Annotated in this window: 21 protein-coding genes; 13 read left to right on the top strand and 8 right to left on the bottom strand. The window is 41.4% G+C overall.

Annotated elements, in window-relative coordinates; all coding sequences use genetic code 11:
* The 4 genes from srlB to ypfJ form a co-directional block, all read right to left on the bottom strand.
* The gene (srlB, locus tag CKV69_RS06565) at positions 1–372 is read right to left on the bottom strand and encodes a PTS glucitol/sorbitol transporter subunit IIA (RefSeq protein ID WP_005758153.1); all 372 of its coding nucleotides are present in this window, start codon (positions 370–372) and stop codon (positions 1–3) included.
* A 78-nt stretch (positions 373–450) separates the two neighbouring features.
* On the bottom strand, positions 451–1,440 hold the full coding sequence (gene srlE / locus CKV69_RS06560) for a PTS glucitol/sorbitol transporter subunit IIB (RefSeq protein WP_005755661.1): 990 nt from the start codon (positions 1,438–1,440) through the stop codon (positions 451–453).
* A gap of 30 nt (positions 1,441–1,470) precedes the next feature.
* Complete coding sequence (srlA, locus tag CKV69_RS06555) at positions 1,471–2,025, bottom strand: PTS glucitol/sorbitol transporter subunit IIC (protein WP_005725059.1); 555 nt, start codon at positions 2,023–2,025, stop codon at positions 1,471–1,473.
* 324 nt (positions 2,026–2,349) lie between these two features.
* A complete protein-coding gene (gene ypfJ / locus CKV69_RS06550; protein WP_005719481.1) occupies positions 2,350–3,177 on the bottom strand; it encodes a KPN_02809 family neutral zinc metallopeptidase in 828 nt (275 codons plus the stop codon).
* A gap of 171 nt (positions 3,178–3,348) precedes the next feature.
* Here ypfJ and lysM point away from each other — a divergent pair, with 171 nt between their 5' ends.
* From lysM to CKV69_RS06520, 6 genes are all read left to right on the top strand, one after another.
* A complete protein-coding gene (lysM, locus tag CKV69_RS06545; protein WP_005719483.1) occupies positions 3,349–3,792 on the top strand; it encodes a peptidoglycan-binding protein LysM in 444 nt (147 codons plus the stop codon).
* A 212-nt stretch (positions 3,793–4,004) separates the two neighbouring features.
* On the top strand, positions 4,005–5,303 hold the full coding sequence (gene tig, locus CKV69_RS06540) for a trigger factor (RefSeq protein WP_005752415.1): 1,299 nt from the start codon (positions 4,005–4,007) through the stop codon (positions 5,301–5,303).
* A 164-nt stretch (positions 5,304–5,467) separates the two neighbouring features.
* Complete coding sequence (gene clpP, locus CKV69_RS06535; protein ID WP_005725064.1) at positions 5,468–6,049, top strand: ATP-dependent Clp endopeptidase proteolytic subunit ClpP; 582 nt, start codon at positions 5,468–5,470, stop codon at positions 6,047–6,049.
* Positions 6,050–6,064: 15 nt separating this feature from the next.
* Entirely contained in the window at positions 6,065–7,300 is a 1,236-nt protein-coding gene (gene clpX, locus CKV69_RS06530) for an ATP-dependent protease ATP-binding subunit ClpX (protein WP_005719489.1), read from the top strand.
* 124 nt (positions 7,301–7,424) lie between these two features.
* The gene (lon, locus tag CKV69_RS06525) at positions 7,425–9,839 is read left to right on the top strand and encodes an endopeptidase La (protein ID WP_016504363.1); all 2,415 of its coding nucleotides are present in this window, start codon (positions 7,425–7,427) and stop codon (positions 9,837–9,839) included.
* Between the two features lie 130 nt (positions 9,840–9,969).
* The gene (locus CKV69_RS06520) at positions 9,970–11,850 is read left to right on the top strand and encodes a SurA N-terminal domain-containing protein (RefSeq protein WP_014326364.1); all 1,881 of its coding nucleotides are present in this window, start codon (positions 9,970–9,972) and stop codon (positions 11,848–11,850) included.
* A gap of 72 nt (positions 11,851–11,922) precedes the next feature.
* Here the strand turns inward: CKV69_RS06520 and CKV69_RS06515 are convergent, their stop codons facing one another.
* Genes CKV69_RS06515 through CKV69_RS06500 form a run of 4 tightly spaced genes read right to left on the bottom strand, consistent with a single transcriptional unit; the run spans position 11,923 to position 18,162 of the window.
* Positions 11,923–13,314 carry an efflux transporter outer membrane subunit gene (locus CKV69_RS06515; RefSeq protein WP_014326363.1) on the bottom strand — a complete coding sequence of 464 codons (1,392 nt, stop codon included), beginning with the start codon at positions 13,312–13,314 and terminating at the stop codon, positions 11,923–11,925.
* 9 nt (positions 13,315–13,323) lie between these two features.
* The gene (locus CKV69_RS06510; protein ID WP_005752424.1) at positions 13,324–14,448 is read right to left on the bottom strand and encodes an ABC transporter permease; all 1,125 of its coding nucleotides are present in this window, start codon (positions 14,446–14,448) and stop codon (positions 13,324–13,326) included.
* A 1-nt stretch (position 14,449) separates the two neighbouring features.
* Entirely contained in the window at positions 14,450–17,182 is a 2,733-nt protein-coding gene (rbbA, locus tag CKV69_RS06505) for a ribosome-associated ATPase/putative transporter RbbA (RefSeq protein ID WP_014326362.1), read from the bottom strand.
* Positions 17,183–17,196: 14 nt separating this feature from the next.
* Positions 17,197–18,162: an HlyD family secretion protein gene (locus CKV69_RS06500; protein ID WP_014326361.1), complete on the bottom strand. Its 966-nt coding sequence runs from the start codon at positions 18,160–18,162 to the stop codon at positions 17,197–17,199.
* Between the two features lie 258 nt (positions 18,163–18,420).
* Between CKV69_RS06500 and rpsB the strand changes: the two genes are divergently transcribed.
* The 7 genes from rpsB to uppS all read left to right on the top strand — a co-directional run bounded on the left by rpsB (position 18,421) and on the right by uppS (position 24,493).
* The gene (gene rpsB, locus CKV69_RS06495; protein WP_005725076.1) at positions 18,421–19,143 is read left to right on the top strand and encodes a 30S ribosomal protein S2; all 723 of its coding nucleotides are present in this window, start codon (positions 18,421–18,423) and stop codon (positions 19,141–19,143) included.
* A 141-nt stretch (positions 19,144–19,284) separates the two neighbouring features.
* Positions 19,285–20,133, top strand: coding sequence for a translation elongation factor Ts (gene tsf, locus CKV69_RS06490; RefSeq protein ID WP_005719507.1), 849 nt, complete (start codon positions 19,285–19,287; stop codon positions 20,131–20,133).
* 143 nt (positions 20,134–20,276) lie between these two features.
* A complete protein-coding gene (gene pyrH, locus CKV69_RS06485) occupies positions 20,277–21,005 on the top strand; it encodes a UMP kinase (RefSeq protein WP_005725080.1) in 729 nt (242 codons plus the stop codon).
* A gap of 75 nt (positions 21,006–21,080) precedes the next feature.
* Positions 21,081–21,638 carry a ribosome recycling factor gene (frr, locus tag CKV69_RS06480; protein WP_005725082.1) on the top strand — a complete coding sequence of 186 codons (558 nt, stop codon included), beginning with the start codon at positions 21,081–21,083 and terminating at the stop codon, positions 21,636–21,638.
* A 284-nt stretch (positions 21,639–21,922) separates the two neighbouring features.
* Positions 21,923–22,387 (top strand): IS200/IS605 family transposase, encoded by a 465-nt coding sequence (gene tnpA, locus CKV69_RS06475; protein WP_014325726.1) that lies wholly within the window; start codon positions 21,923–21,925, stop codon positions 22,385–22,387.
* Between the two features lie 116 nt (positions 22,388–22,503).
* The gene (gene ispC, locus CKV69_RS06470; protein ID WP_014326360.1) at positions 22,504–23,721 is read left to right on the top strand and encodes a 1-deoxy-D-xylulose-5-phosphate reductoisomerase; all 1,218 of its coding nucleotides are present in this window, start codon (positions 22,504–22,506) and stop codon (positions 23,719–23,721) included.
* 49 nt (positions 23,722–23,770) lie between these two features.
* On the top strand, positions 23,771–24,493 hold the full coding sequence (gene uppS / locus CKV69_RS06465) for a polyprenyl diphosphate synthase (RefSeq protein WP_005725086.1): 723 nt from the start codon (positions 23,771–23,773) through the stop codon (positions 24,491–24,493).
* Positions 24,494–24,498 lie beyond the last annotated feature (5 nt).

Genomic DNA, 24,498 nt, shown 5'->3' with positions numbered 1-24,498 from the left:
TTATTTTTCATCACGTTTGATCGTGAATAAACTATTGATTGCCACACTTTCAGGTGGAGGACCTTGTAGATGAATGCTCCCTGGAAATTCAGCAACGACTGCACCATCAAAGCGCCAAGTGACGTGTCCAAGTTCTTTGAAGTTTAGATTTGCGACATCCCCTATCGCAGTAATGTAATAAGGTTCTTCATTAAAATTCACCTGATCACCAAGCTGTAAATTTTCGTGCAATTCGCCATGGGTGTGAATATAACAGTAATCAGCTATTTCCTCCGGCACACCTCGTTTAAAGGTGATCAGCATGCCGTCATCTAAGGCTTCTGCTGCAAAATTACCAATTTGAATAAATCTGCTTTGATAAAGAGTTTTCATAACTACAATCCTTATCTGTATCAATATTGAAGTTAAATGGGGGTAATGGACGTCTAGGCAACGTCCATTACGTTAAGTTTAGTGATAGATAAAAGCAGAAACTAACCACGCGACTAATACTGTTGGTGCTCCAGTTAAGAAACGTCCAACTAATACAGCGGGTACGCCAACGCGTACAGTATCTTGCTTGGCTTCTGCCATAGATAAGCCTACAGGGATGAAATCACAAGCTGCCTGAGCGTTGATAGCGAATAATGCGGGTAGTGCTAAGTGTGGTGGAATATTGCCTAAACCTATCTGTGTTCCGACTAAAACACCAATCACTTGGGCGATTACTGCACCAGGTCCTAAGAATGGCGAGAGGAGCGGGAAAGAACAGATCAAGGCAAGCGTGATGAGACCTATAGGGCTATTTGCTAAAGGCGTTAAGCCATGTGCAATTACATCACCTAAACCTGAAGCAATGATAATACCAATTAAGGCGGAAACGAACGCCATGAATGGCAGAATTGTTTTTAAGACAGTATCGATAGTATCTCGTCCAGCTTGGAAAAAAACAGCAACAATAGCGCCCATACCAATACCAATTCTCGCGAGTAAGCCATCACTTTGTTCAGTAATTTTTTTATTAGCATCATATTCTTTATATTGTTGAGCTGGCGTAGGGGTTTCTGTCACGCTTTCTGTTACGCTCAGATCGGCATCAATTAACTGTATATGTTGTGGCTTAACCGCTGATACATAAATATCTTCCACAATATATGCGGCAAGTGGACCAGATTTCCCTGTTGCATGTACGTTAATTGTTGGAATACGGCGTTTGGGATAAAGACCGCAACGTAGTGTGCCACCACAATCAACAATCGCAATACCAATTTCTTCTGTTGCAGGTTCACCCTCTTTAAAACCATCTACGGCTTCCCAACCAGTCAGCTCAATTAATCTATCAACAATAGCAGGACGAGTACCGCCTGTCATATACAGGATCTTTTTTCCTTCAACTAATGGCAAGGTTAAAGGGCCTCCCCAACCACCGTTTCCTTTTTCAATATAAATTGCTTTATTCATACTCTGTTGCTCCTTATTTTCGCAAGGTAATTAATTCGCGATTCTGACCTCTCTATCTAGTTTGATGCCCATTCTTTTTTCGAAAAGCGCAGTCGTAAAGTCAGTAATCCAACCACGGAAAAAGTTAGTTACCATACCGACTAACAAGTAACTGATTGCTAATGGACCGAGTGGTAAACCTAAAGTGGTTAAGCCACTTGCGATGCCTAAGTAAACAAAGAGTTCACCCGGATTAATATGTGGGAATAAACCGTTCATTGAATGGCAACTATACGAAGCCGCGGCATAATAGCTCGGTTTGTAACGCTCAGGTAAAAAGCGACCCAAACTTAATGTCATGGGATTACAAAAAATAAACGTACCAATGACAGGTAGAATGAAATAGCGAGAGATTGGATTGCCGGCACTACGTTGGGCAAGACGTTCAATACGTTCTTGTCCAATAAAATTAATTAAAGCGTTCATGACAACTAAGAGAGAAATTAATAAAGGTAGGATGCCTGTCATCATACTCACTAAAACTTCCCCTCCCTTTTGAAATAATCCAATAAACCACTCGGCACCATGTGTAATGTATTCGATCATACGACCTCCTATATGAAGAGTTGATATTGTGTTGCTGTAGAACGACAACGTGTTTGATCATAGATCATTTCTGTTTTGAAAAAAGTGAGTTAGATCACAATTTGAAAATAAATTTATCAAAATGAAATAAAAATATTTCATTTTAAGTTTTTTATTTTTCATTTTATTTCTTGGTAAGAGAAATGGATATTCAATTTGAAATATAAAAAGGTCACAGGATATGGAACGCAAGGTAATGCAGAAAGAAGATAGTAAGGAAGGGAATAAGAACAAAAAAGTGCGATAAACATGTTTTCAATGAATAGCGCACTTTGCTAAAAAAGATCAGAATGTATTACATTGATTAGGGTCGCCGCTGTTTAAGCCACGTTTGAACCAATGTAAGCGTTGTGCTGAGGTGCCATGGGTAAAGCTATCGGGAACGACATAGCCTTGACTGCGTTTTTGTAGGCGATCATCTCCTACCGCCTCAGCGGCATTGAAAGCTTTTTCAATATCACCAGTTTCAAATAAGCCCGTTTTTGACGCTTGATATGCCCAAACACCGGCAAAGCAATCTGCTTGGAGTTCTACTTTAACGGAAAGTTGATTGGCTTGGGTTCGGCTTGTTTGTCCTTGCAGTTGATGTACTTTCGGTAAGATACCAAGAAGGTTTTGGATATGATGCCCCACTTCATGTGCAATTACATAAGCAAATGCCGCTTCGCCGTCAGCACCAAGTTTCGTTTTCATGTCCTGATAAAAGGATAAATCCAGATACACTTTGCGATCATTTGGGCAATAAAACGGTCCCATAGCCGATTGCCCTGTACCACAAGCGGTGTGAGTCACGCGGTTATAGAGCACCATCACAGGGGCTTGATAGCGTTGTTGCTGTCTAGCAAAATAATTGCCCCATACGGTTTCTGTATCCGCAAGCACCACTCTAGATAAACTGTTGAGCTCTTGTTCTTCTTCACTCGCCAATGGACTGGATTGCTGCATGCCAAAATCGGGAGTGCCGACTAAACTGGATAAGTCCACACCGTAATAGGCACCAATGAGTAAAATAATGATGCCTAAGATGCCTGTTTTCTTACCGCCACCTAAACCACCGCTTGAGGCACGACGATCTTCTACATTTGTGCTTTCTCTACGACCACGCCAACGCATAATATGTTCTCACTTGTTGTCATCAAAAGCGTATTTTAGCCTAGATTGTTCAAAGTGCGGTCAAATTTATGCAAAAATTTTCAAGTTATGTAAAGATTTGCCTTAGTCGTGGACTTCATCGCATGATTCCGTTATGGTCTAGTTGATTTTTTAACAAAAGAGGAATGTATTATGGGCTTATTTGATTTTGTCAGTGATATTGGGCGTAAGCTTTTTTCTAAACAAGAAGACGCCGCAGAGGCACTCGCTAAGCATATTAAAGAGGATAATCCAGGAATTGAAGACCTCAATGTGAAAGTAGAGGATGGCGTTGCCAGCATTGAAGGGACGGCAAAATCAGCAAGTGCGCTCGAGAAGGCAGTCTTAATGGCGGGAAATGTCGCTGGGATTACTAAAGTAAAAGTGGATAAAGTGGTGATCGTCAGTGGCGAAAGCTTAAGTGGTGAAGATGAGTTCTATGTGATCCAAAAAGGCGATACTTTGTGGAAAATTGCTGAGAAAACTTATGGCAACGGCAGTAAATATACGGCGATCGTTGAAGCAAATAAAGAAGTGATTAAAGACGCGGATAAAATTTTCCCAGGTCAGAAAATTCGTTTGCCGAAAGTGCTTTAAGAGGCATTGATTTTATTTTTACAAAAAGGAAGCAAAGCCAGCTTCCTTTTTTGTTTGGGTTAAAAAATAAACAAATATGCGTTTTTAGGTGGCATTTTCTCGACGGCTGTGTTTTAAACCGCTATAATTCGTCGGTTATTTTTAACTTTAATTTTTACTAACGTGTTCGGTGCGTGCATTCGCCGAGTGCAAATTCATTTTGAGGTAACATAATGTCATTTACTATTGAAACAACTCAAGGTCTTGAGCGTCGTGTTCAAATCACCGTTCCAGCTGACACTGTTGAAGGTGCCGTACGTGAAGAATTAAAACGTGTTGCAAAAACCGCACGTGTTGACGGTTTCCGTAAAGGTAAAGTTCCACCGCATATCATTGAAAAACGTTTTGGTGCCTCTGTGCGTCACGATGTGCTAGGTGATGTATTACAAAGCCACTTCTTTAACGTTGTGATGGAGCAAAAAGTCAATTTAGCGGGTCGTCCAGCTTTTGCTGTAGAACAATTTGAAGCAGGTAAAGATTTAGTATTTACTGCAACTTTTGAAGTTTATCCAGAAGTAGCTTTACAAGGTTTAGACCAAATTAAAGTGGAAAAGCCAGTTGTTGAAATTAGCGAAGCTGACATTGATAAAATGATCGATGTATTACGTAAACAGCAAGCAACTTGGGCGGAAACAGAAGAAGCCGCAAGCGCAGAAGACCGTGTTGTGATTGATTTTGTGGGTTCTGTAGATGGCGAAGTATTTGAAGGTGGTAAAGCTGAAGACTTCACGTTATTCATGGGGCAAGGTCGAATGATCCCTGGTTTTGAAGAGGGGATTGTGGGGCATAAAGCCGGTGAGCAATTTGATATTGACGTGACTTTCCCTGAAGAATATCACGCAGAAAACTTAAAAGGTAAAGCGGCAAAATTTGCGATTACCTTGAAAAAAGTCGAAGTAATGGTATTACCAGAATTAACTGATGAGTTTGTGGCGAAATTCGGTCCAAACACCAAAACAGTAGATGATTTACGTAACGAAATTCGTAAAAACATGCAACGTGAATTGAAAAATGCGTTGACCGCAAAAGTAAAAGGTCAAGTGATTGATGGTTTACTTGCACAAAATGCGATTGATGTACCTGCTTCCGCAGTAGAACAAGAAATCGAAGTATTGCGTGGTCAAGCTGCACAACGTTTCGGCGGCAACAAAGAGCAAGCTGCACAATTACCACGTGAATTGTTTGAAGAACAAGCAAAACGCCGTGTTCAAGTTGGCTTATTATTAGCGGAAGTGATTGCATCTCATGAGTTAAAAGTCGATGAAGCACGTGCAAAAACCATGATCGAAGAGATTGCTTCTGCGTATGAGCAACCGGCTGAAGTGGTTGAATATTACAGCAAGAACAAAGAGTTAATGAATAATATTCGCAATGTTGTGTTGGAAGAACAAGCTGTTGATGCGGTTCTTGCAAAAGCACAAGTGACGGAAAAAGCAGCCTCTTTTGATGATGTGATGAATCCACAAGCGTAATTTGCTTTAAGCGTCATATCCCTTTTAAGTGCGGTCAAAATGTTGAATATTTTGACCGCACTTTTTTATCTTGTGTAAATATTCAATTTAGTGAAATCGGAATTTTCAGGTAGAATAACAAAACGATTTAAAAACGGATGATTAATGGATTGAGAGAGGTAGAGATGAGTGTAATTCCTATGGTTGTTGAGCAAACCGCAAGAGGGGAACGTTCTTATGATATTTATTCACGTTTATTAAAAGAGCGCGTGATCTTCTTAGGCGGTGAAGTGGAAGACCGTATGGCAAATTTGATCGTTGCGCAATTATTATTTTTAGAATCTGAAGATCCTGAAAAAGACATTAACATTTACATTAATTCACCGGGCGGTTCAGTAACGGCGGGAATGGCGATTTACGATACGATGCAATTTGTGAAACCGGATATTCGCACCCTTTGCGTAGGACAAGCTTGTTCAATGGGGGCATTTTTATTAGCGGGAGGAACCGCGGGTAAACGCATTGCGTTACCGAGTGCACGTGTGATGATTCACCAACCCTTGGGTGGCTTCCGTGGTCAAGCCTCTGATATTCAAATTCACGCTCAGGAAATCTTAAAAATTAAGCAAACTTTAAATGAACGTTTAGCGTTCCATACCGGTCAAACTATCGAACGCATTGAGCGTGACACGGATCGGGATAATTTTATGTCTGCAGAAGAGGCAAAAGCTTATGGCTTGGTCGATGAAGTGTTAGCAAGTCGATAAGTATTAGGATAAGAAATGGAAAAAGACACTGAATTACATTGTTCTTTTTGTGGTAAAGAACAGAAACACGTCAGCAAGTTAATTGCGGGCACATCAGGTTATATTTGTAATGAATGTATCGAATTATGTCATGATATGTTGTTATCGGATGCCGTAGAAACGCCAGAAGTCGAAAGTACAGAACAACAAAAATTACCCACACCACATGAAATTCGTGCACATTTAGATGATTATGTTATCGGGCAAGATTATGCGAAGAAAGTGTTGTCTGTCGCCGTTTATAATCACTATAAACGTTTACGTTCTGATAAACAGATTACCGATGTGGAATTAGGTAAAAGTAATATTTTGCTTATTGGTCCAACAGGAAGCGGGAAAACGTTATTAGCGGAAACCATGGCACGTATGTTGAATGTGCCCTTTGCTATGGCTGATGCCACTACGTTGACTGAAGCCGGTTACGTGGGGGAAGATGTAGAGAATGTACTACAAAAATTAGTGCAAAGTTGCGACTATGATGTAGAACGTGCAGAGCAAGGGATTATTTATATTGATGAGATCGATAAAATTACCCGTAAGTCTGAAAATCCGTCGATTACTCGCGATGTTTCTGGCGAAGGGGTACAACAAGCGTTACTTAAATTAATTGAAGGGACGGTTGCCTCAATTCCACCACAAGGTGGACGCAAACATCCACAACAAGAAATGTTACGTGTTGATACCTCGAAAATTCTGTTTATTTGTGGTGGTGCATTTGCCGGCTTAGATAAAGTGATCGAAAAACGTGTGCATGTGGGATCAGGTATTGGTTTTAGTGCGGAAGTGAAGAGTAAGCAAGATAAAGCCACTCTGAGCCAATTATTTGAACAAGTCGAACCAGATGATTTAATGAAATTTGGTTTAATTCCAGAATTTATTGGTCGTTTACCTGTGGTAGCACCACTGGCTGAACTCGATGAAGAAGCGTTAGTTAAAATTTTAACTGAACCAAAAAATGCGCTGATTAAACAATATCAAGCGTTATTTAGCTTAGAAGATGTTGCCTTGGAATTTAGCCCAGAGGCGCTTACTGCGATGGCGAAGAAAGCCTTAGCGCGTAAAACCGGTGCGCGTGGTTTACGTTCGATTGTGGAAGCCATTTTATTGGATACGATGTATGACTTGCCTTCATTACAGCATCTTGAAAAAGTGATTGTAGAAGCCAGCACCATTACAGACAATCAACCGCCAACACTCGTGTATAAAGCATAATTTCTGCATGTCATCTAAAAGTGCGGTATTTTTTACCGCACTTTTTTGCCCTCAAGCTTGATTTATGATTATTTACCCTCATATTTGAGCGAAGTAGCCTAATTTTTAACTAAGAGAGAACGGAATGAGCGCAAAAAAAACACAGCAACAGAGCATTCCAGTATTACCATTGCGTGATGTCGTCGTATTTCCTTATATGGTGATGCCATTATTTGTAGGGAGACCGAAGTCAATTCGTAGTCTCGATGAAGCAATGGAAACTGGTAAACAGCTATTATTAGTGTCTCAAAAACAAGCTGATTTAGAAGAACCAACAGTGGATGATGTGTATCGCGTTGGTACGGTCGCTAATATTATTCAATTATTAAAATTGCCCGATGGGACAGTAAAAGTCCTCGTCGAAGGGCAACAACGTGCCACTATTGAGCAGTTAGACGATAATGGTGAGTATTTTTCTGCCCAAATTCGCTTAATTGAAACAGAATTTGGTGATGATAAAGAACTTGAAGTCGTCAAAAAAGCGACCCTTGCAGAATTTGAAAAATACGCAAAATTAAATAAGAAAGTGCAACCAGATGTGCATGCAGCTCTTGAACGTATTGAAGAATTTGATCGTTTAAGTGATACCTTAGCTGCGCATATGCCTGTGGCAGTCAAACACAAACAAAAAGTCCTTGAAGTTGCCAAAGTGGTCGCCCGTTTTGAATATTTGCTCGGTTTAATGGAATCAGAAACGGATTTATTGCAAATTGAAAAACGCATTCGTGGACGTGTCAAAGAGCAAATGGAAAAAACACAGCGCGATTATTATTTAAATGAGCAAATCAAAGCCATTCAAAAAGAGTTAGGCGAAGGGGATAGTGCGGATGAAATTGAGCAACTCCGCCAAAAAATTGAAGAGGCGAAAATGCCTGCAGAGGCGAAAAGTAAAGCCGAAGCAGAATTACAAAAATTAAAAATGATGTCGCCGATGTCGGCGGAAGCCACAGTCGTACGTAGTTACATTGATTGGATGATTCAAGTGCCTTGGCATAAACGCACCAAAGTGAAGAAAGATCTGACCAAAGCACAACAAGTGTTGGATGCAGATCATTACGGACTTGAGCGCGTAAAAGAGCGTATTTTAGAGTATTTAGCGGTACAAACCCGTTTGAATCAAATCAAAGGACCTATCCTGTGTCTAGTTGGTCCACCGGGAGTGGGAAAAACCTCGTTAGGTCAGTCGATTGCCCAAGCAACGGGACGTAAATATGTGCGGATGGCATTAGGTGGCGTGCGTGATGAAGCGGAAATTCGTGGTCACCGTAAAACCTATATTGGAGCATTGCCGGGTAAATTGATTCAGAAAATGGCAAAAGTAGGGGTAAAAAACCCGTTATTCTTGCTTGATGAAATCGACAAAATGAGTTCAGATATGCGTGGAGATCCGGCATCAGCGTTATTAGAAGTGCTGGATCCTGAGCAAAATACCTCATTTAACGATCATTATTTAGAAGTCGACTACGATCTGTCTGATGTGATGTTTGTGGCCACCTCAAACTCAATGCGTATTCCTGCGCCATTATTGGATCGTATGGAAGTGATTCGTCTGTCAGGTTATACCGAAGATGAAAAACTCAATATTGCTACACGTCATTTGATTGCAAAACAAATGGAGCGTAATGGCTTAAAAGCGGGTGAGTTGACCATTGAAGACAGTGCGATTTTAGATATTATCCGTTACTACACCCGTGAAGCCGGCGTGCGTAGCCTTGAACGTGAAATTTCTAAAATCTGTCGTAAAGCAGTGAAAAACTTATTACTCGATAAAAAAGTGAAATCGTTGAAAGTGAATTCGGCAAATTTACACGATTACTTAGGCGTGAAACGCTTTGAATTTGGTCGTGCGGATACGCAAAACCGTGTTGGTGAAGTCACAGGCTTAGCCTGGACCGAAGTGGGTGGTGATTTACTAACCATTGAAACCGCGTCAGTCTTGGGTAAGGGCAAATTAACTTATACGGGCTCTCTAGGCGATGTGATGAAAGAATCGATTCAAGCGGCGATGACTGTAGTGCGTTCGCGAGCAGAGAAATTGGGAATTGCGTCTGACTTCCATGAAAAACGCGATATCCATATTCATGTGCCAGAGGGAGCAACGCCTAAAGATGGACCAAGTGCGGGGATTGCGATGTGTACAGCATTAGTTTCTTGCTTGACGGGGAACCCTGTTAAAGCGGATGTGGCAATGACTGGTGAGATCACCTTGCGTGGTAAAGTGTTGCCAATTGGTGGCTTGAAAGAGAAATTATTGGCGGCACACCGTGGTGGTATTAAAACGGTGATTATTCCGAAAGAAAACGTGAAAGATTTGGAAGAGATTCCAGATAACGCGAAAAGTAATTTGACGATTCATGCTGTTGAAACGATTGATGAAGTCTTAACAATTGCGTTAGAAAATGCACCAACGGGGGTTGAATTCATGAAATTAACACCGGTTAGTGCGGCGAAAACGGTCCGCAAAGGGCGATCTACTTCACGTAAAAGTGCGGTCAATTAATTAATACTTTTATAAATAAAGCCAAATTGTTATGATTTGGCTTATTTTATTTTGCCAGTGCGAAAATCAGTACTTTTGATTATAATCGTACACATTTTCGGTTGATTTAAATACGTATAGGATAATAACAATGTTAATTGAAAAACTTCACGGCATGACAAACAGTTGGGTATCCAAATTTTTGTTAGGTCTGATTGCTGTGGCTTTTGTGTTAAGCGGGATTACAGGTTACGTTTTTACGCGCGTAGATACTTCAGCGGTAAAAATCAATGGTGAAGAAATTTCACAACAAACCTTTTATCAACGTTATGAATCAGAGTCAGAGCGTTTAAGACAGCAACTCGGTGCACAATTTGCCGCTTTATCGGGCTCGCCTGAGTTTGTGGCTGGTTTAAGACAAAGTGTGCTAAATAATTTAATTAACCAAGAATTATTACGCCAGTATGCTGATGAGTTGAAAATAGGTATTAGTGATGAGCGTGTTAAACAAGAAATTGTGACAAGTCAATTTTTCCAACAAGAAGGAAAATTTGATAATGCCCTGTATCAGCGCATGTTGCAATTAAATGGCTTAACGCCAGATACCTACGCCAATATTGTGCGTGAGGGGTTACGTTTAGAGCAGTTGCAAACGGGATTAGCGGAAAGTGAATTTATTGTTCCTGCACAACAAGCGCAATTAACGGAATTGTTCTTTCAAGCAAGAACAGTACGTTTAGCGCCATTTTCGCTCGATCAAGTGTTAGAAAAGCAAACCATTTCCGATGAAGAGGTTAGTGCGTATTATGAAGCAAATAAAGGGGCGTTTTTAGTACCAGAATTGGCTAAAGTGCAATATATGACATTAACACGTGCTGATGTCGAAAAACATATTCAAGTGTCAGATGTAGAAATTGCACAATATTATCAAGATAATAAAGCCCTTTATGTGTCCCAAGGTCAGCAACGCTTATCGCATATTCAAGTGGCAACGGAAGCGGAAGCCAAAGAGATTTATCAAGCATTGCAAGATGGCGCTAATTTTGCTGGTTTAGCGAGCGCGCGTTCACTCGATAAAATTTCTGCTGAAAATGGTGGTGATTTGAGTTGGGCCAGTGCGGGGACGTTCCCAAAAGCTTTTGAAGAGGCAGCTAATGCGCTTCAAGTGGGGCAATTCAGTCAACCGGTGAAAGTAGATGAACAGTTCCATATTATTTTGGTCACAGAGCGTAAAGAACCATCAACTTTACCATTAGAGGTTGTGAAAACCCAGATTGCAGATCAAATTCGTCAGAATTTAGTCAATAATCAGTATTTCTCGATTGAAAAACAACTGGCAGAAAAAGCGTTTGAACACCCAGAAGGATTAGAAAAAGCTGCTGAAGTGGCGGGATTAACCATTCAAGAGACAGACTTTTTCTCAGCAAATGATGTGCCTGCGGCGTTAAATTATCCAAATGTGATTTCGGCGATCTTCCATTCTGATATCTCACAAGGGGGCGTGAACTCTGAGCCGATGAATGTGGGCGAACAACATGCTGTGCTCGTGCGTGTTATTGCAAACAAACCCGAAGGTACAAGAAGCTTAGAGGAAGCAAAAGCCGATATTATCAGCTACTTGAAGCGCCAAAAAGCAGAAGAAATTGTATTGGCAGAAGCAAACCAAGCGGCACAGCGTTTAAATGACAATGCAAGCTCAACGTTACCAGAAGGCGTTCAGTTTGGCTCAGCGGAGAAATGGGTTTTTGCTGAAAATCGCGATGCGGCATTAAATAATGTGATTTTTGCCATGTCATTAACGGATAATAAACCGAGCTATATCGCATCGAAAGCAAGCAATGGCGAGGTGGTTTTAGTGGAATTAAGTCATATTGAGCAAGGTGCATTAAGTGCAGCAGAAAGTGAATTATTCACAAAACAGCTTGCACAAGCCCGTCAAGTTGCGTTGCAAAATACTTTATTACAAGCTTTACGAGCGAAAGCGAAAATTGAAGTGAATGAAAAGTTCTTCCAGCAAAATGAAGAGCAATAAGACGTAAAACTTGTGACATGAGAGCCTAGCGAATTTGCTAGGCTTTTTTTCGTATCAGGAAAGTAGAAGGCATTATTGCGATTGCCAACCAACGCCGATAGCTTTGTATAACAAGACTAAATTCATGGCACAAGCCAGTTGATTTTCAAGCTGTTTTTCTTCTAAGGTCAAGGCATCGAGGCGCGCTTGCAATACACGATCAAAGGTATAGTCGCCATATTGAAACAATTTCTGTGTATCACGTACTTGCTGTTGCTGAGTGCGACTTGCCTGTGTTAATAAACGTGCTTGCTGAGTGAGTGAAAATTGTTGTTGATAGTGATTTTCGACTTCTGCTAGAGCTTGTAATAAAGTGCGATCATATTGAAGTAAGGCTTGTTGTAAGCGTTCATCGCTTGCCTGAATGTTCGCTTGGATACGTCCTGCAGTGAAAATCGGTAACTGGATTCCTGCGCTGACAACGTTTTGCCAAGCTTGTAATGTCGGTAAGTCCGCGTCTAATTTAATACGTCCGGTTTGCCAGAGGAAATCGAGTGTGAAGCGGGGAAATAAATCCGCTTTAGCACTGGCTAATTTAGCTGCGTGGGCTTTCACATTGGCAGTTTGGGCTTGAATATCAGGACGCTGATGAAGTAAATCAGCAGGTTGTATTCCTTTTGGTGGTCGCGGTAAGTGAGAGAGGATATCCACGTTTTGCATTTGCCCAATATCCAACTTAAAGTGTTGTGGCGTTTCTCCAATCAGCACGGCAATCGCATTTTGGGCGGCAATAAATTGGGCATCGAGTATCGCTTGTTTGGCTGCAAGAGAGTGGCGTTTTATTTTGATTTCATTGCGCTCATAAGCACTAGCTTGCCCCGCATTAAAGCGTCCCTCAATATAGTTTTGTAAGGCTTTTAGCGCCATTTGAGTACGTTGTAATAACGCTTGTTGTTTTTTGTTGTGGAGCGCTTGCAAGTAATAATGGGCAATTTCACTTGCCACAAGGATTTGCGCAGCATAAAACTGTTGTTGAGCGCCCAATACGGTGGCTTGTGCAGCATCAGTATCACTGCGTTTTTGTCCAAAAATATCAGGCTCCCAAGCAACACGTATGCCACCTAATACACCGCTTGGCGTGATATCAATTTGTTCAATATCAAGGTGAGATTTACCGCTATTGGCAAGGGCAGCAATGGTAGGGAAACGCGTGGATTGTGCGATTTTCACGATTGCTTGTGCTTCTTGTATTTTACTTTTAGCGATCGCAAGTTGGTGGTTTTGTGCTAAACCTTGCTGGATTAAACGGCTAAGTTGTGGATCTTGCCAACTTTCCCACCAATTTTGGACGATTGGCGCCCCCTTTTCTAGGCGTGCATATTGATAAACATCAGGTAATTGGATATTAGACTGTAAATCCACTTCGGTCTGCTGACAGCCCAGTAGCATGCTGCTGAGCAGAAAAGTCATCATTGTTTTTTGCATAATCGCTCCTTAGCTTTGACGCGCGAGCATGTGTCTAAAACGGAAAATCGCCACTACAATAAAAAATGCGCCCATTAGGCTTATCATCAGTACTTTCGGCCAAATCACAGTAAATCCTGCCCCACGAAAGAGCACATCTTGACCAATCGAAATGAATTGGGTTAAGGGGGACAGTTGCATGAGATACTGAACTGCCACAGGCATATTTTCTAATGGGGATAAACTGCCAGACAGAAGATATAACACCACATAGACAGGTAAACACAATAAGCTGAACTGCGGCATCGTAGGGGCATGGGTCGCTAAATAAATGCCAAGCCCTGCCATAGAGGACAGGAAAATGGCTTCTGTGACGATGAATAACGTCATTGAGCCATTGATTGGTACCCCAATGAATTGATGCACTACAAAATATAAAGATAAGAAGGCGGCGATGAGGATAATGAAGCCATTAGCTAAAATTTTTGAGATAACAATTTCACTCGCGCTAACAGGCATCACCAGTAAGTGTTCAATGGTGCCATGCTCTCGTTCTCGAATCACCGCGGCGCCTACTAAAATTAGGGTGAGTAAGGTCGAGTTACCAGTAATTTGTGTAATTGGCATATACCACTCGGTTTTTAAATTGGGATTAAATAAAACATTCAGTTTAGGTTCGAGCAGTGTTCTATCCAAGGGGATATGACTTAAGTATTCCGACAGTTGTTGCTGAATGATGTGGCTCAAATAGCCTGCACCTACCGCAGCTTGTGACATAGCGGTGGCATCTACTAATAATTGTAGTTCAGGTTGTTTATGCGCTAACACATCAGCACTGAAATGAGGAGGGATAGTGAGTACGAAGATAAACTCACCACTGTCCATAGCCGCATCAATGTCTGCACGTTGGATTTCAACCACTGACTTGAATTGTGGAGGGAGCATCGCATCTTGAATACGGTAAGAAAGGGGACTGCGATCTTCATTTAAGATTGCTACCGTGGCATTTTTGACTTCGGTCGTGATGCCTTTGGCGATGGAATAGATCATCACCGTAAACATAATAATCACTAACACCAATAAAGTGTAATCGCTAAAGAAACTACGTATTTCTTTACCAGATAAGAAATAAACATTTTTTATCCAACGTTTCATGTTATTTCTCCTGTTTTTTCAAAAGGAAGCATGTCAGCCCTAAATAAACAGCAAAAAAGAGCAGTAAAATCAGATATAAATGCAGAAAACTCTTCATTCCCAAGCCTTTAGTAAAGGCGCCTAAACTGATCAAGTGATACCAACTGGTTGGAAAACTTACACCCATCCAATAACCTAAACCTGTAATGGTTGAGCGTGGGTAGAGCAAACCAGAAAAATTGATCGTTGGAACGATACTGATAATCGCGGTAGCAAAAATAGCAGCGACCTGTGATTTCACAAAGGCAGAGACTAATAAGCCAAAGGCAGTGGCGGATAAGATTAAGCACAAGGCGCCTAATGTCATTGCCCAAAAAGAGCCAGTGATGTCCACTCCAATAATCCAAACGGTCATAGCAACTAGCAAAAAATAACTGGTCAAAGCTAAAAACACATAAGGGAGTTGTTTACCAAGCACATACTGCAAAACGCTTGCGGGTGATCCATAGAGGTTGGTGATAGAACCAATTTCTTTTTCACGCACCACGGCAAGTGCGGTCATCATGGAAGGAATCAACATCAATGTGACCATAATCAGACCGGGCGAAATGGCATTCACACTGCGGAACGTTTGGTTATACATAAAACGCACTTCTAACTGTGCAAGTTGTGGTAAGTCGATGCCTTGTTGCTGATACAGTTGCGTTTGGTATTGGCGTAAAATTTGTTGTATGTAGGAAACGATATTTTCCCCTGTAAATGGCATTGAACCGTCAATATAAAAGGCAATTTCAGGTTGACGTTGTTGTAATAAATCTCGCCCAAAATGATGTGGAATTTCAATTAATAGTCGTGCTTGCCCTGTTTTTAGAAGTGTAGCTAAATCAGACCGCACGTTTAACGGCGCAATGGCGTTAAAATAAGCAGACTGTTCGAATGCTTCAATAAGTTGGCGGCTCTCTGCACTTTGATCTTGATCGAGAACTGCAAAATTCTGGCTGTTGGTATCAAAAGACAGTCCCCAACTGCCAGCAAAGAGTAAAATAATCGGTCCCAGAATGATGAAAATTAAGCGGATATGATCACGTAAAATTTCTTTGCTTTCACGTCGAGCAAAGGTCCAAATCGAGTTAAACCAAAGCCTGAGTGAGCTTGAGTGTGTCATGTCTTGATTATGGGGTGGCGCTACTACGCTGGAAGGTACTTGTGAAGAGGTCGCGGGCACTTCTGTTTCGGGGTAGTCAGCAAGAAATGCAATGAATGCTTCTTCTAAATTATCGGTTTGACGTTGTTGACAGAGGGATTCGGGGGTGCCAACTGCGAGTACTTTACCGCGATGCATTAATGAAATACGGTCACAACGTAGTGCTTCATTCATAAAGTGCGTTGAAACAAAAATCGTGATTTTTTCTTCTCTTGAAAGTTGAATGAGGTATTGCCAAAACATATCCCGTGCAGCAGGGTCAACTCCGGAAGTCGGCTCATCTAAAATTAAGACTTTGGGGTGATGTAAACAAGCAGCGGCAAGCTGTAAGCGTTGACGTATACCTAAGGATAAGTCACGTGGTAATTTCTCCGCGACGTCGATGAGTTGAAATTGATCAAGCGCTTGCGAAACGGCCTGAGTTGCACGTTCACCGGTGAGATCATAGAGTTTGGCATGTAATAGTAAATTTTGGCGAATGGTCAGCTCTTCATAAAGAGAAAATGCCTGCGACATATAGCCTACTTGTTGGCGTGTCTCCATTTTCCCTGAATCAATGGGTTCACCCAACAAAGTTGCTGTGCCTTCTGTTGCATCAAGTAAGCCGGTTAGCATTTTCATGGTGGTACTTTTGCCACAACCATTCGAGCCTAAAAAACCGAAAATTTCCCCTTGTGGAATGTTAAAGCTGACTTGGTCAACAGCGGTAAAGGTGCCAAATTTTTTGGTCAGTCCTTCTGCTTCGATGGCAAAGGGTAACGTTGGATCCGCGCAGAACGGTGGAATTTGCTCGGCATGCCAATGGGTTTGCTTGGTTTCTGGCAATAATTTAATGTAAGCTTGTTCGAGGTTGTCCGACATAGTGGCTTCTAATACCTGTTGTGTCGGGGCACTCATTAAAATTTTTCCCTCATCCATCGCAATTAAATGTTCAAATTGAGCGGCTTCTTCAATATATGCAGTCGCTACGAGAACAGTCATAGCGGGATTTTCGTGGCGGAGTTCATTGACTAAAGTCCAGAACTGCTGGCGTGAAAGGGGATCCACACCGGTTGTCGGTTCGTCTAAGATTAATAAATCTGGATTATGCACCAAGGCACAACATAAACTCAGTTTCTGTTTCATACCACCAGAAAGGTTTCCCGCGGCCCGTTTTTGAAAAGGGGCGAGTCCTGTGGCAAGTAATAAACGTTGAATCCGTTGTTGACGTTGTGTCTGCGTGAGACCAAATAAGCAGGCATGAAATTCGATATTTTCATACACCGAGAGAGTGGGGTAAAGGTTGCGACCAAGCCCTTGTGGCATAAAAGCAATGCGTTTGAGTAAGCACTCACGCTCTGCTTTCTCGGCTTGGCTGAGACCGAAGACCGTGATCTGTCCTTGTTGTAGGATTTTCACGCCTGCGAGTAAGGAAAGTAAAGTGGATTTGCCCACACCGTCAGGTCCAATTAATCCAACCGTACTGCCCGCAGGAAGTGAGAGTGACACTTGATCAAGTGCGGTCGTTTTTTGGTAAGTATGGGTCACATTCACGACACGAATTGTGTTCATGCCCCCTCCTGCGCTTAGTCTGGTAAGTGAAGTTGTAGCTCGGCTGGCCACTCAGTGGACGAGGAAAGCCGGATATAACCATTTCCCGTCATACCGCCTTTCAGATAGTCAGCATATTTTTGTGCGATATCTGAGGGGATCTGCAATTTGACTTTAAACATCAATTTTTCCCGTTCTGTCGTGGTTTCAACAAATTTAGGCGTAAATTGAGCATCACTTGATACATAGCTAACGGTGGCAGGGAAAACAGCCTCGAGACCGTCAAATACAAGACGTGCTTCACTTTGTAAGGGAATTTGATTGACGATAGGGGCTGGAAAAAACAAGTACATACTGGCTTCATTAAGATCCAATAGGCTAATGACTTTTTGTCCCGCCGCGATCACATTGCCTACTTCAACTAATTTATAGACAACGCGTCCTGCTTGAGGCGCTTTAATCTGTAAATCTGCTAAAATAGCATGTGCTTGCCGTAATTGGGCATCCGCTTGCGCCACGCTGCTTTGTGCTTCTTGTACAGCGATGTCTAATGCGTGTAAATTGGCTTGGGCAGCATCGCGTAAAGCAAGACGTTTTTCAAATTCGCTTGAGGAAATTAGCTGATTTTTGCGCAATTTATGTGCATTATCGACATCTAATTGGGCAGTGTTGAGTTGTTGCTGTTGTGCACTGAGTTGTGCTTGTACGCGTTTTACTGCTTGTTGGGCTTGTTGTTTTCGTGCGAAGGCCGTATCGACTTGGGTTTTAACCGTATCAGAAGAGAGGGTTGCTAGAAGCGTATCTTTGTTGACATAGTCGCCTTCTTTGACCAAGACTTGTTCGACGCGTCCGGCATACAAACTGGCAACATCTAATCGTAAAAATTCCAAACGCCCATTTGAAGACACAATATCGGTATGTTGGTTATCATGATGATAGTGTGTCCAGTAAACGCCACATCCAATGACAATGAGTGGAAGCATAAAGAGCCATTTTTTCATTACGATCTCCTTATAAATGAAAGATATGTAATGTGAACAAGATTGTAGCACAAATCGGACCTGTTGTGAAAAAATTGCTAGAAATTGACCGCTCTTTATGGTATAAAGCACCCCGTTATTTTGACTTTTGAAAAATAACATTCACATTTAATTTTTAACTTAAACATCACACACATATCGTGAGGGTAAATCGGGGTGCCAAACGGTCGATTTGCTTGGTATGTGGAGGCTAAACCCCAATTAAAAGGAAATATTATTATGGCACAAGTTTCAATGCGCGATATGCTACAAGCTGGCGTTCACTTCGGTCACCAAACTCGTTACTGGAATCCAAAAATGAAACCATTCATCTATGGTCCACGCAACGGTGTTCACATCATTAACTTAGAAAAAACTGTTCCTATGTTCAATGAAGCCTTAGTGGAATTAACACGTATTGCGGGTAACAACGGTAAAATTTTATTCGTTGGGACAAAACGTGCAGCTACTGAAGCAGTGAAAGCAGCAGCATTAGACTGTCAACAATATTATGTCAATCACCGTTGGTTAGGTGGTATGTTGACTAACTGGAAAACAGTTCGTCAATCAATTAGACGTTTAAAAGATTTAGAAACTCAATCTCAAGATGGTACGTTCGATAAATTAACGAAAAAAGAAGCGTTAATGCGCACACGTGAGATGGAGAAACTTGAATTAAGTCTTGGTGGTATCAAAGAGATGGGTGGCTTACCAGATGCGTTATTCGTTATCGGTGCAGACCATGAACACATTGCAGTGAAAGAAGCAAACAATCTTGGTATTCCAGTGTTTGCTATCGTTGATACTAACTCAGATCCAGATGGTGTTGATTTCGTTATCCCAGGTAACGATGACGCAGCACGTGCAATCCAATTATATCTTTCAGCAGCAGCCGCGGCGGTTAAAGAAGGTCGTCACCAAGACGCTGTCACTGAAGAGAACTTTGTAGCAGAAGCTGAGTAATTCAGGTAGATAAGGCGCAAGCCCTTATTATTAATCACAACGATTAATTGGTTAGCAGGGGGCTGAATTAAGTTCCCTGCTTTTTTATGTGAAAGTGCGGTTAAGAAATTGCACAAAATCAAGCGGACAGAGGATTAAAAAATGGCTGAAATCACAGCATCATTAGTAAAAGAACTTCGTGAGCGTACTGGCGCAGGTATGATGGAATGTAAAAAAGCGTTAGTTGAAGCAAATGGTGATATCGAATTAGCGATCGATAACATGCGTAAATCAGGTCAAGCAAAAGCGGCTAAGAAAGCAGGTCGTGTGGCAGCAGAAGGGGTTATCCTTGCTCGTATTGGCGCTGGTTTCGGTGTGTTAGTGGAAATGAACTGTGAAACTGACTTCGTGGCAAAAGATGCTGGCTTCTTAGGTTTAGCGAACGAAGTAGCAGACTATGCATTAGCGAACAAAGGCGTGACTATCGAAGCACTTCAAGCACAATTTGAAGAAAAACGTGCAACACTTGTGGCGAAAATTGGTGAAAACATGAATATTCGTCGCGTACAATTTTTAGATGGCGATGTCGTTGGTTCATACTTACACGGCGCCAAAATTGGTGTATTAGTTGCGGGTAAAAATGCAGACGAAGATTTATTGAAAAAAATCGCGATGCATGTTGCAGCGAGCCGTCCTGAGTTTGTTAAACCAGAAGATGTGTCAGCAGATGTTGTAGCAAAAGAGCGTGAAATCCAAGTGGCAATCGCGATGGAATCAGGTAAACCACGTGAAATCGCAGAAAAAATGGTTGAAGGCCGTATGAAGAAATTCACTGGTGAAGTGTCATTGACAGGTCAACCATTCGTAATGGATCCAGCTAAATCAGTAGGCGAATTCTTAAAAGAAAGCGGTGCTGATGTGACTAACTTCGTTCGTTTCGAAGTGGGTGAAGGTATCGAAAAAGTTGAATCTGACTTTGCAGCAGAAGTTGCAGCGATGCAAAAAATCTAATTTCTAAAAAATAGGCGAGGTAACTCGCCTTTTCTTTATAAGAGAGATGGATAGCGGCACTCGCCTCTCTTTGTGTATAAGATGTCAGAGTGCAGCGGAATAAAAGATAATTTGTTGCTTACAGAATCAAAAGAGGTACAAAAATGAGCCAACCAATTTATAAACGAATTTTATTAAAACTAAGCGGTGAAGCATTACAAGGTGACGAGGGATTTGGTATTGACCCGTCTATCTTAGACAGAATGGCGCTCGAGATTAAAGAATTAGTAGCAATGGGCGTCGAAGTTGGTGTTGTACTGGGTGGTGGTAATTTGTTCCGTGGTGCCAAATTAGCAAAAGCAGGGATGAACCGTGTAGTTGGTGATCACATGGGGATGCTCGCAACCGTCATGAATGGTCTTGCCATGCGCGATGCACTACATCGTGCTGATGTGAATGCCAAACTGATGTCAGCCTTTCAATTAAATGGTATTTGTGATACCTATAACTGGTCTGAAGCAATAAAAATGTTGCGTGAAAAACGCGTAGTGATTTTCTCTGCGGGGACAGGAAGCCCATTTTTTACAACGGACTCTGCGGCTTGTTTACGTGGAATTGAAATTGAAGCGGATGTGGTGTTAAAAGCGACGAAAGTCGATGGTGTGTATAATTGCGATCCCGCAAAAAATGCAGATGCGGTGCTTTATCATCAGCTGAATTATGCTGATGTTATTGAACATGAATTGCAAGTGATGGATTTAGCCGCCTTTACCTTAGCACGTGATCATCATATGCCAATTCGGGTCTTTAATATGGGTAAGCCGGGAGCATTACGTCGAGTGATTTTGGGTGAAGTCGAAGGGACATTGATTTGTGACCAAAAGTTGTCGTGATTTTTCACCAGAATTAGATTAAACTTACAGGCAGCCGATTAACTAAGACTTATTGACTATAAAGAAGGACTTCTTGTGATTAATGAAATTAAAAAAGATACGCAATTGCGTATGGAAAAAAGCTTAGAAACCTTTAAAAACCACATTGCTAAAGTGCGTACAGGTCGTGCTCAACCAAGTTTACTTGATGGTATTCAAGTGGAATACTATGGTTCACCAACCCCATTACGTCAGTTAGCCAACGTGGTTGCAGAAGATGCGCGTACACTTGCTGTCACTGTGTTTGATCGTAGCTTAATTAGTGCGGTAGAAAAAGCGATTTTGACCTCAGATTTAGGGTTAAACCCGTCTTCTGCCGGGACAACGATTCGTGTACCGTTACCGCCATTAACAGAAGAACGCCGTCGTGATTTAATTAAAATTGTGAAAGGTGAAGCTGAGCAAGGGAAAATTGCAGTACGTAATGTGCGTCGTGATGCTAATGATCAAATTAAAGCTTTGCTGAAAGACAAAGAAATCAGTGAAGACGAAGAGCGTAAAGCACAAGACGAAATCCAAAAAATCACGGATACTTTCGTGAAAAAAGTGGATGAAGTATTGGCAGATAAAGAGAAAGAATTGCTCGATTTCTAATTCATGAGCCTCTCTTTATGGACGGATATGTCAAGCATAGTATTGATTGGTCTATCTAATCATTACATCCATTCAGATATTAAGAGAGCGCTTTATTGAATACATAAAACGGTTTATTTCAAGTGTGAAGTAAATCGTTTTTTATTATAGCTAGACAAAGTCTAGCTATAAAAACCATACGCTTTGCGTATGGAACAGAAAAGCTTAAGCGGTGAGCAGAACAAAACATCCTCCTATATTGAACAAGGCTGACAACCAAAATTCAACATATAGGAGGATAAGTCATGGCAAGTAAATCCAATGACGATTCAAGTCTATCACACACAAGATGGAACTGTAAGTACCACATAGTCTTTATCCCTAAGTATAGGAGAAAAGCAATTTATGGAAAATTGCGAGTTGATATAGGAGGGATACTAAGACAATTATGTCACTACAAGAATGTAGAGATAATAGAGGCATATGCAATGAAAGAGCATATCCATATGCTGTTAAGGATACCTCCGAAACTGGCCGTTTCAAGTTTTATGGGGTATTTAAAAGGTAAGTCATCGCTAATGATATTTGAAAGACATGCAAATTTGAAATATAAGTATGGGAATCGAAATTTTTGGGCGAAAGGCTATTATGTAAGTACAGTAGGTTTAAATACAAAAATTGTAGAGGAATATATCCGAAATCAGGAAAAGGAAGATATGATTCAGGATAATTTATCGAAGAAAGAATATATGGACCCCTTTAAGGGGTAGGCAACAGAGTTATTGAACGGTTGTCAGAATTCACATGCCCCTTGAGGGGCATGTGAAGTACTAGGCCCTTATAGGGTGGCCTAAAAACCGCCCGTTTTACGGGCGGATTGTTATTAATGAGTATTAGTTATTTTATGAAAAAGATCGTTATTTTAGGTTCAACTGGATCGATTGGTACCAGTACCTTATCCGTGATTACACATAATCCTGATAAGTACCAAGTGTTTGCGTTAGTTGGTGGACGTAATGTAGAGCTAATGTTTCAACAATGTTTGACATTCCAACCGTCGTTTGCTGCGTTAGATGACGATGTCGCAGCCAAAATATTGGCGGAGAAACTGAAAGCCCACCAAAGCAAAACAACAGTCTTAGCAGGACAGCAAGCTATTTGTGAGTTAGCGGCACATCCTGAAGCAGATATGGTAATGGCTGCGATTGTGGGGGCGGCGGGATTATTGCCTACTTTGTCTGCGGTGAAAGCTGGAAAACGTGTACTATTAGCAAATAAAGAAGCCTTGGTAACTTGCGGGCAATTATTTATTGATGCAGTGCGTGAATCTCAAGCACAATTGTTACCAGTAGATAGTGAACATAATGCGATTTTCCAATCCCTTCCGCCTGAAGCGCAAAGACAAATTGGGTTTTGCCCGCTTTCTGAATTAGGGATCAGTAAGATTGTGTTAACGGGATCCGGTGGTCCATTCCGTTATACCCCTCTGGAGCAATTTGAACAGATCACCCCAGCACAAGCAGTTGCGCATCCTAATTGGTCAATGGGGAAAAAGATCTCTGTCGATTCCGCTACCATGATGAATAAAGGGTTGGAATATATTGAAGCACGCTGGTTATTTAATGCCTCGGCAGAGGAAATGGAAGTTATTATTCATCCTCAATCCATTATTCATTCTATGGTACGTTACATCGATGGTTCCGTGATTGCACAAATGGGGAATCCTGATATGCGTACACCGATTGCGGAAACCATGGCATATCCAAGTCGGACCGTTGCTGGCGTTGAGCCCTTGGAGTTTTACCAACTGAATGGATTAACCTTTATTGAGCCAGACTATCAACGTTATCCTTGTTTAAAATTAGCCATTGACGCATTTTCAGCCGGACAATATGCCACGACAGCAATGAATGCAGCGAATGAAATCGCGGTAGCGTCTTTCTTAGACAATAAGATTAAATTTACAGATATTGCGCGACTAAATCAGTTAGTCGTGAGCAAATTGCAACCACAAAAAATTCATTGCATAGAAGATGTACTTGAGGTAGATAAAAAGGCAAGGGAATTATCTCAGTCAATCATTTTAAGTTTTTCACATCCGTAAGCCTTGTGGTATAGTGGCGAAAAAAGTGCGGTCAGAAATTTGAGAGAATATGGTAGAACTTGATCCAAATAATATCCCACAACATGTTGCGATTATTATGGATGGAAATGGGCGTTGGGCACAGCAAAAGGGCAAAATGCGCATTTTTGGTCATAAAAATGGGGTGAAAGCCGTGCGAGAGGCGGTTTCTTATGCCCGAAAAGTGGGCATTAAAGTTTTAACACTCTATGCGTTTAGTAGTGAAAACTGGAACCGCCCAAAAAAAGAAGTGAATGCATTAATGGCGTTATTTATGCAAGCGTTAGATCTTGAAGTTAAAAAGTTGCATAAAAATAATATTAAATTGAATATATTAGGGGATGTAACGGGGTTTAGTGCCAGCTTGCAGAATAAAATTCATCAGGCCGAGAAATTAACTGAAAACAATACAGCTTTAACCTTAAATATTGCAGCAAACTATGGCGGTTGCTGGGATATCGTGCAAGCTACAAAATCGCTCGCACAACAGGTTAAAGAGGGCAAGTTAGCCGTTGATGAGATTAATGCGCAAGTATTACAGCAAGCTTTGGTTACCAAAGAGCAGCCACAAGTCGATTTATTAATTAGAACGAGTGGTGAACAACGAATTAGTAACTTTTTATTATGGCAAATCGCGTATGCTGAGCTGTATTTTTCTGATGTACTTTGGCCAGATTTTAATGAAAAGGAATTTAACGAAGCAATTATTGCTTATCAACAACGCCACCGACGCTTTGGTGGTGCAGAAGAATAATAAAG

Origin of the sequence: Pasteurella multocida (assembly GCF_900187275.1) — a bacterium.
GTDB classification, from domain to species: Bacteria; Pseudomonadota; Gammaproteobacteria; order Enterobacterales; family Pasteurellaceae; genus Pasteurella; species Pasteurella multocida.
The sequence above is the reverse complement of the archived record's forward strand: the minus strand, read 5'-3'. Positions and strand labels throughout refer to the sequence as shown.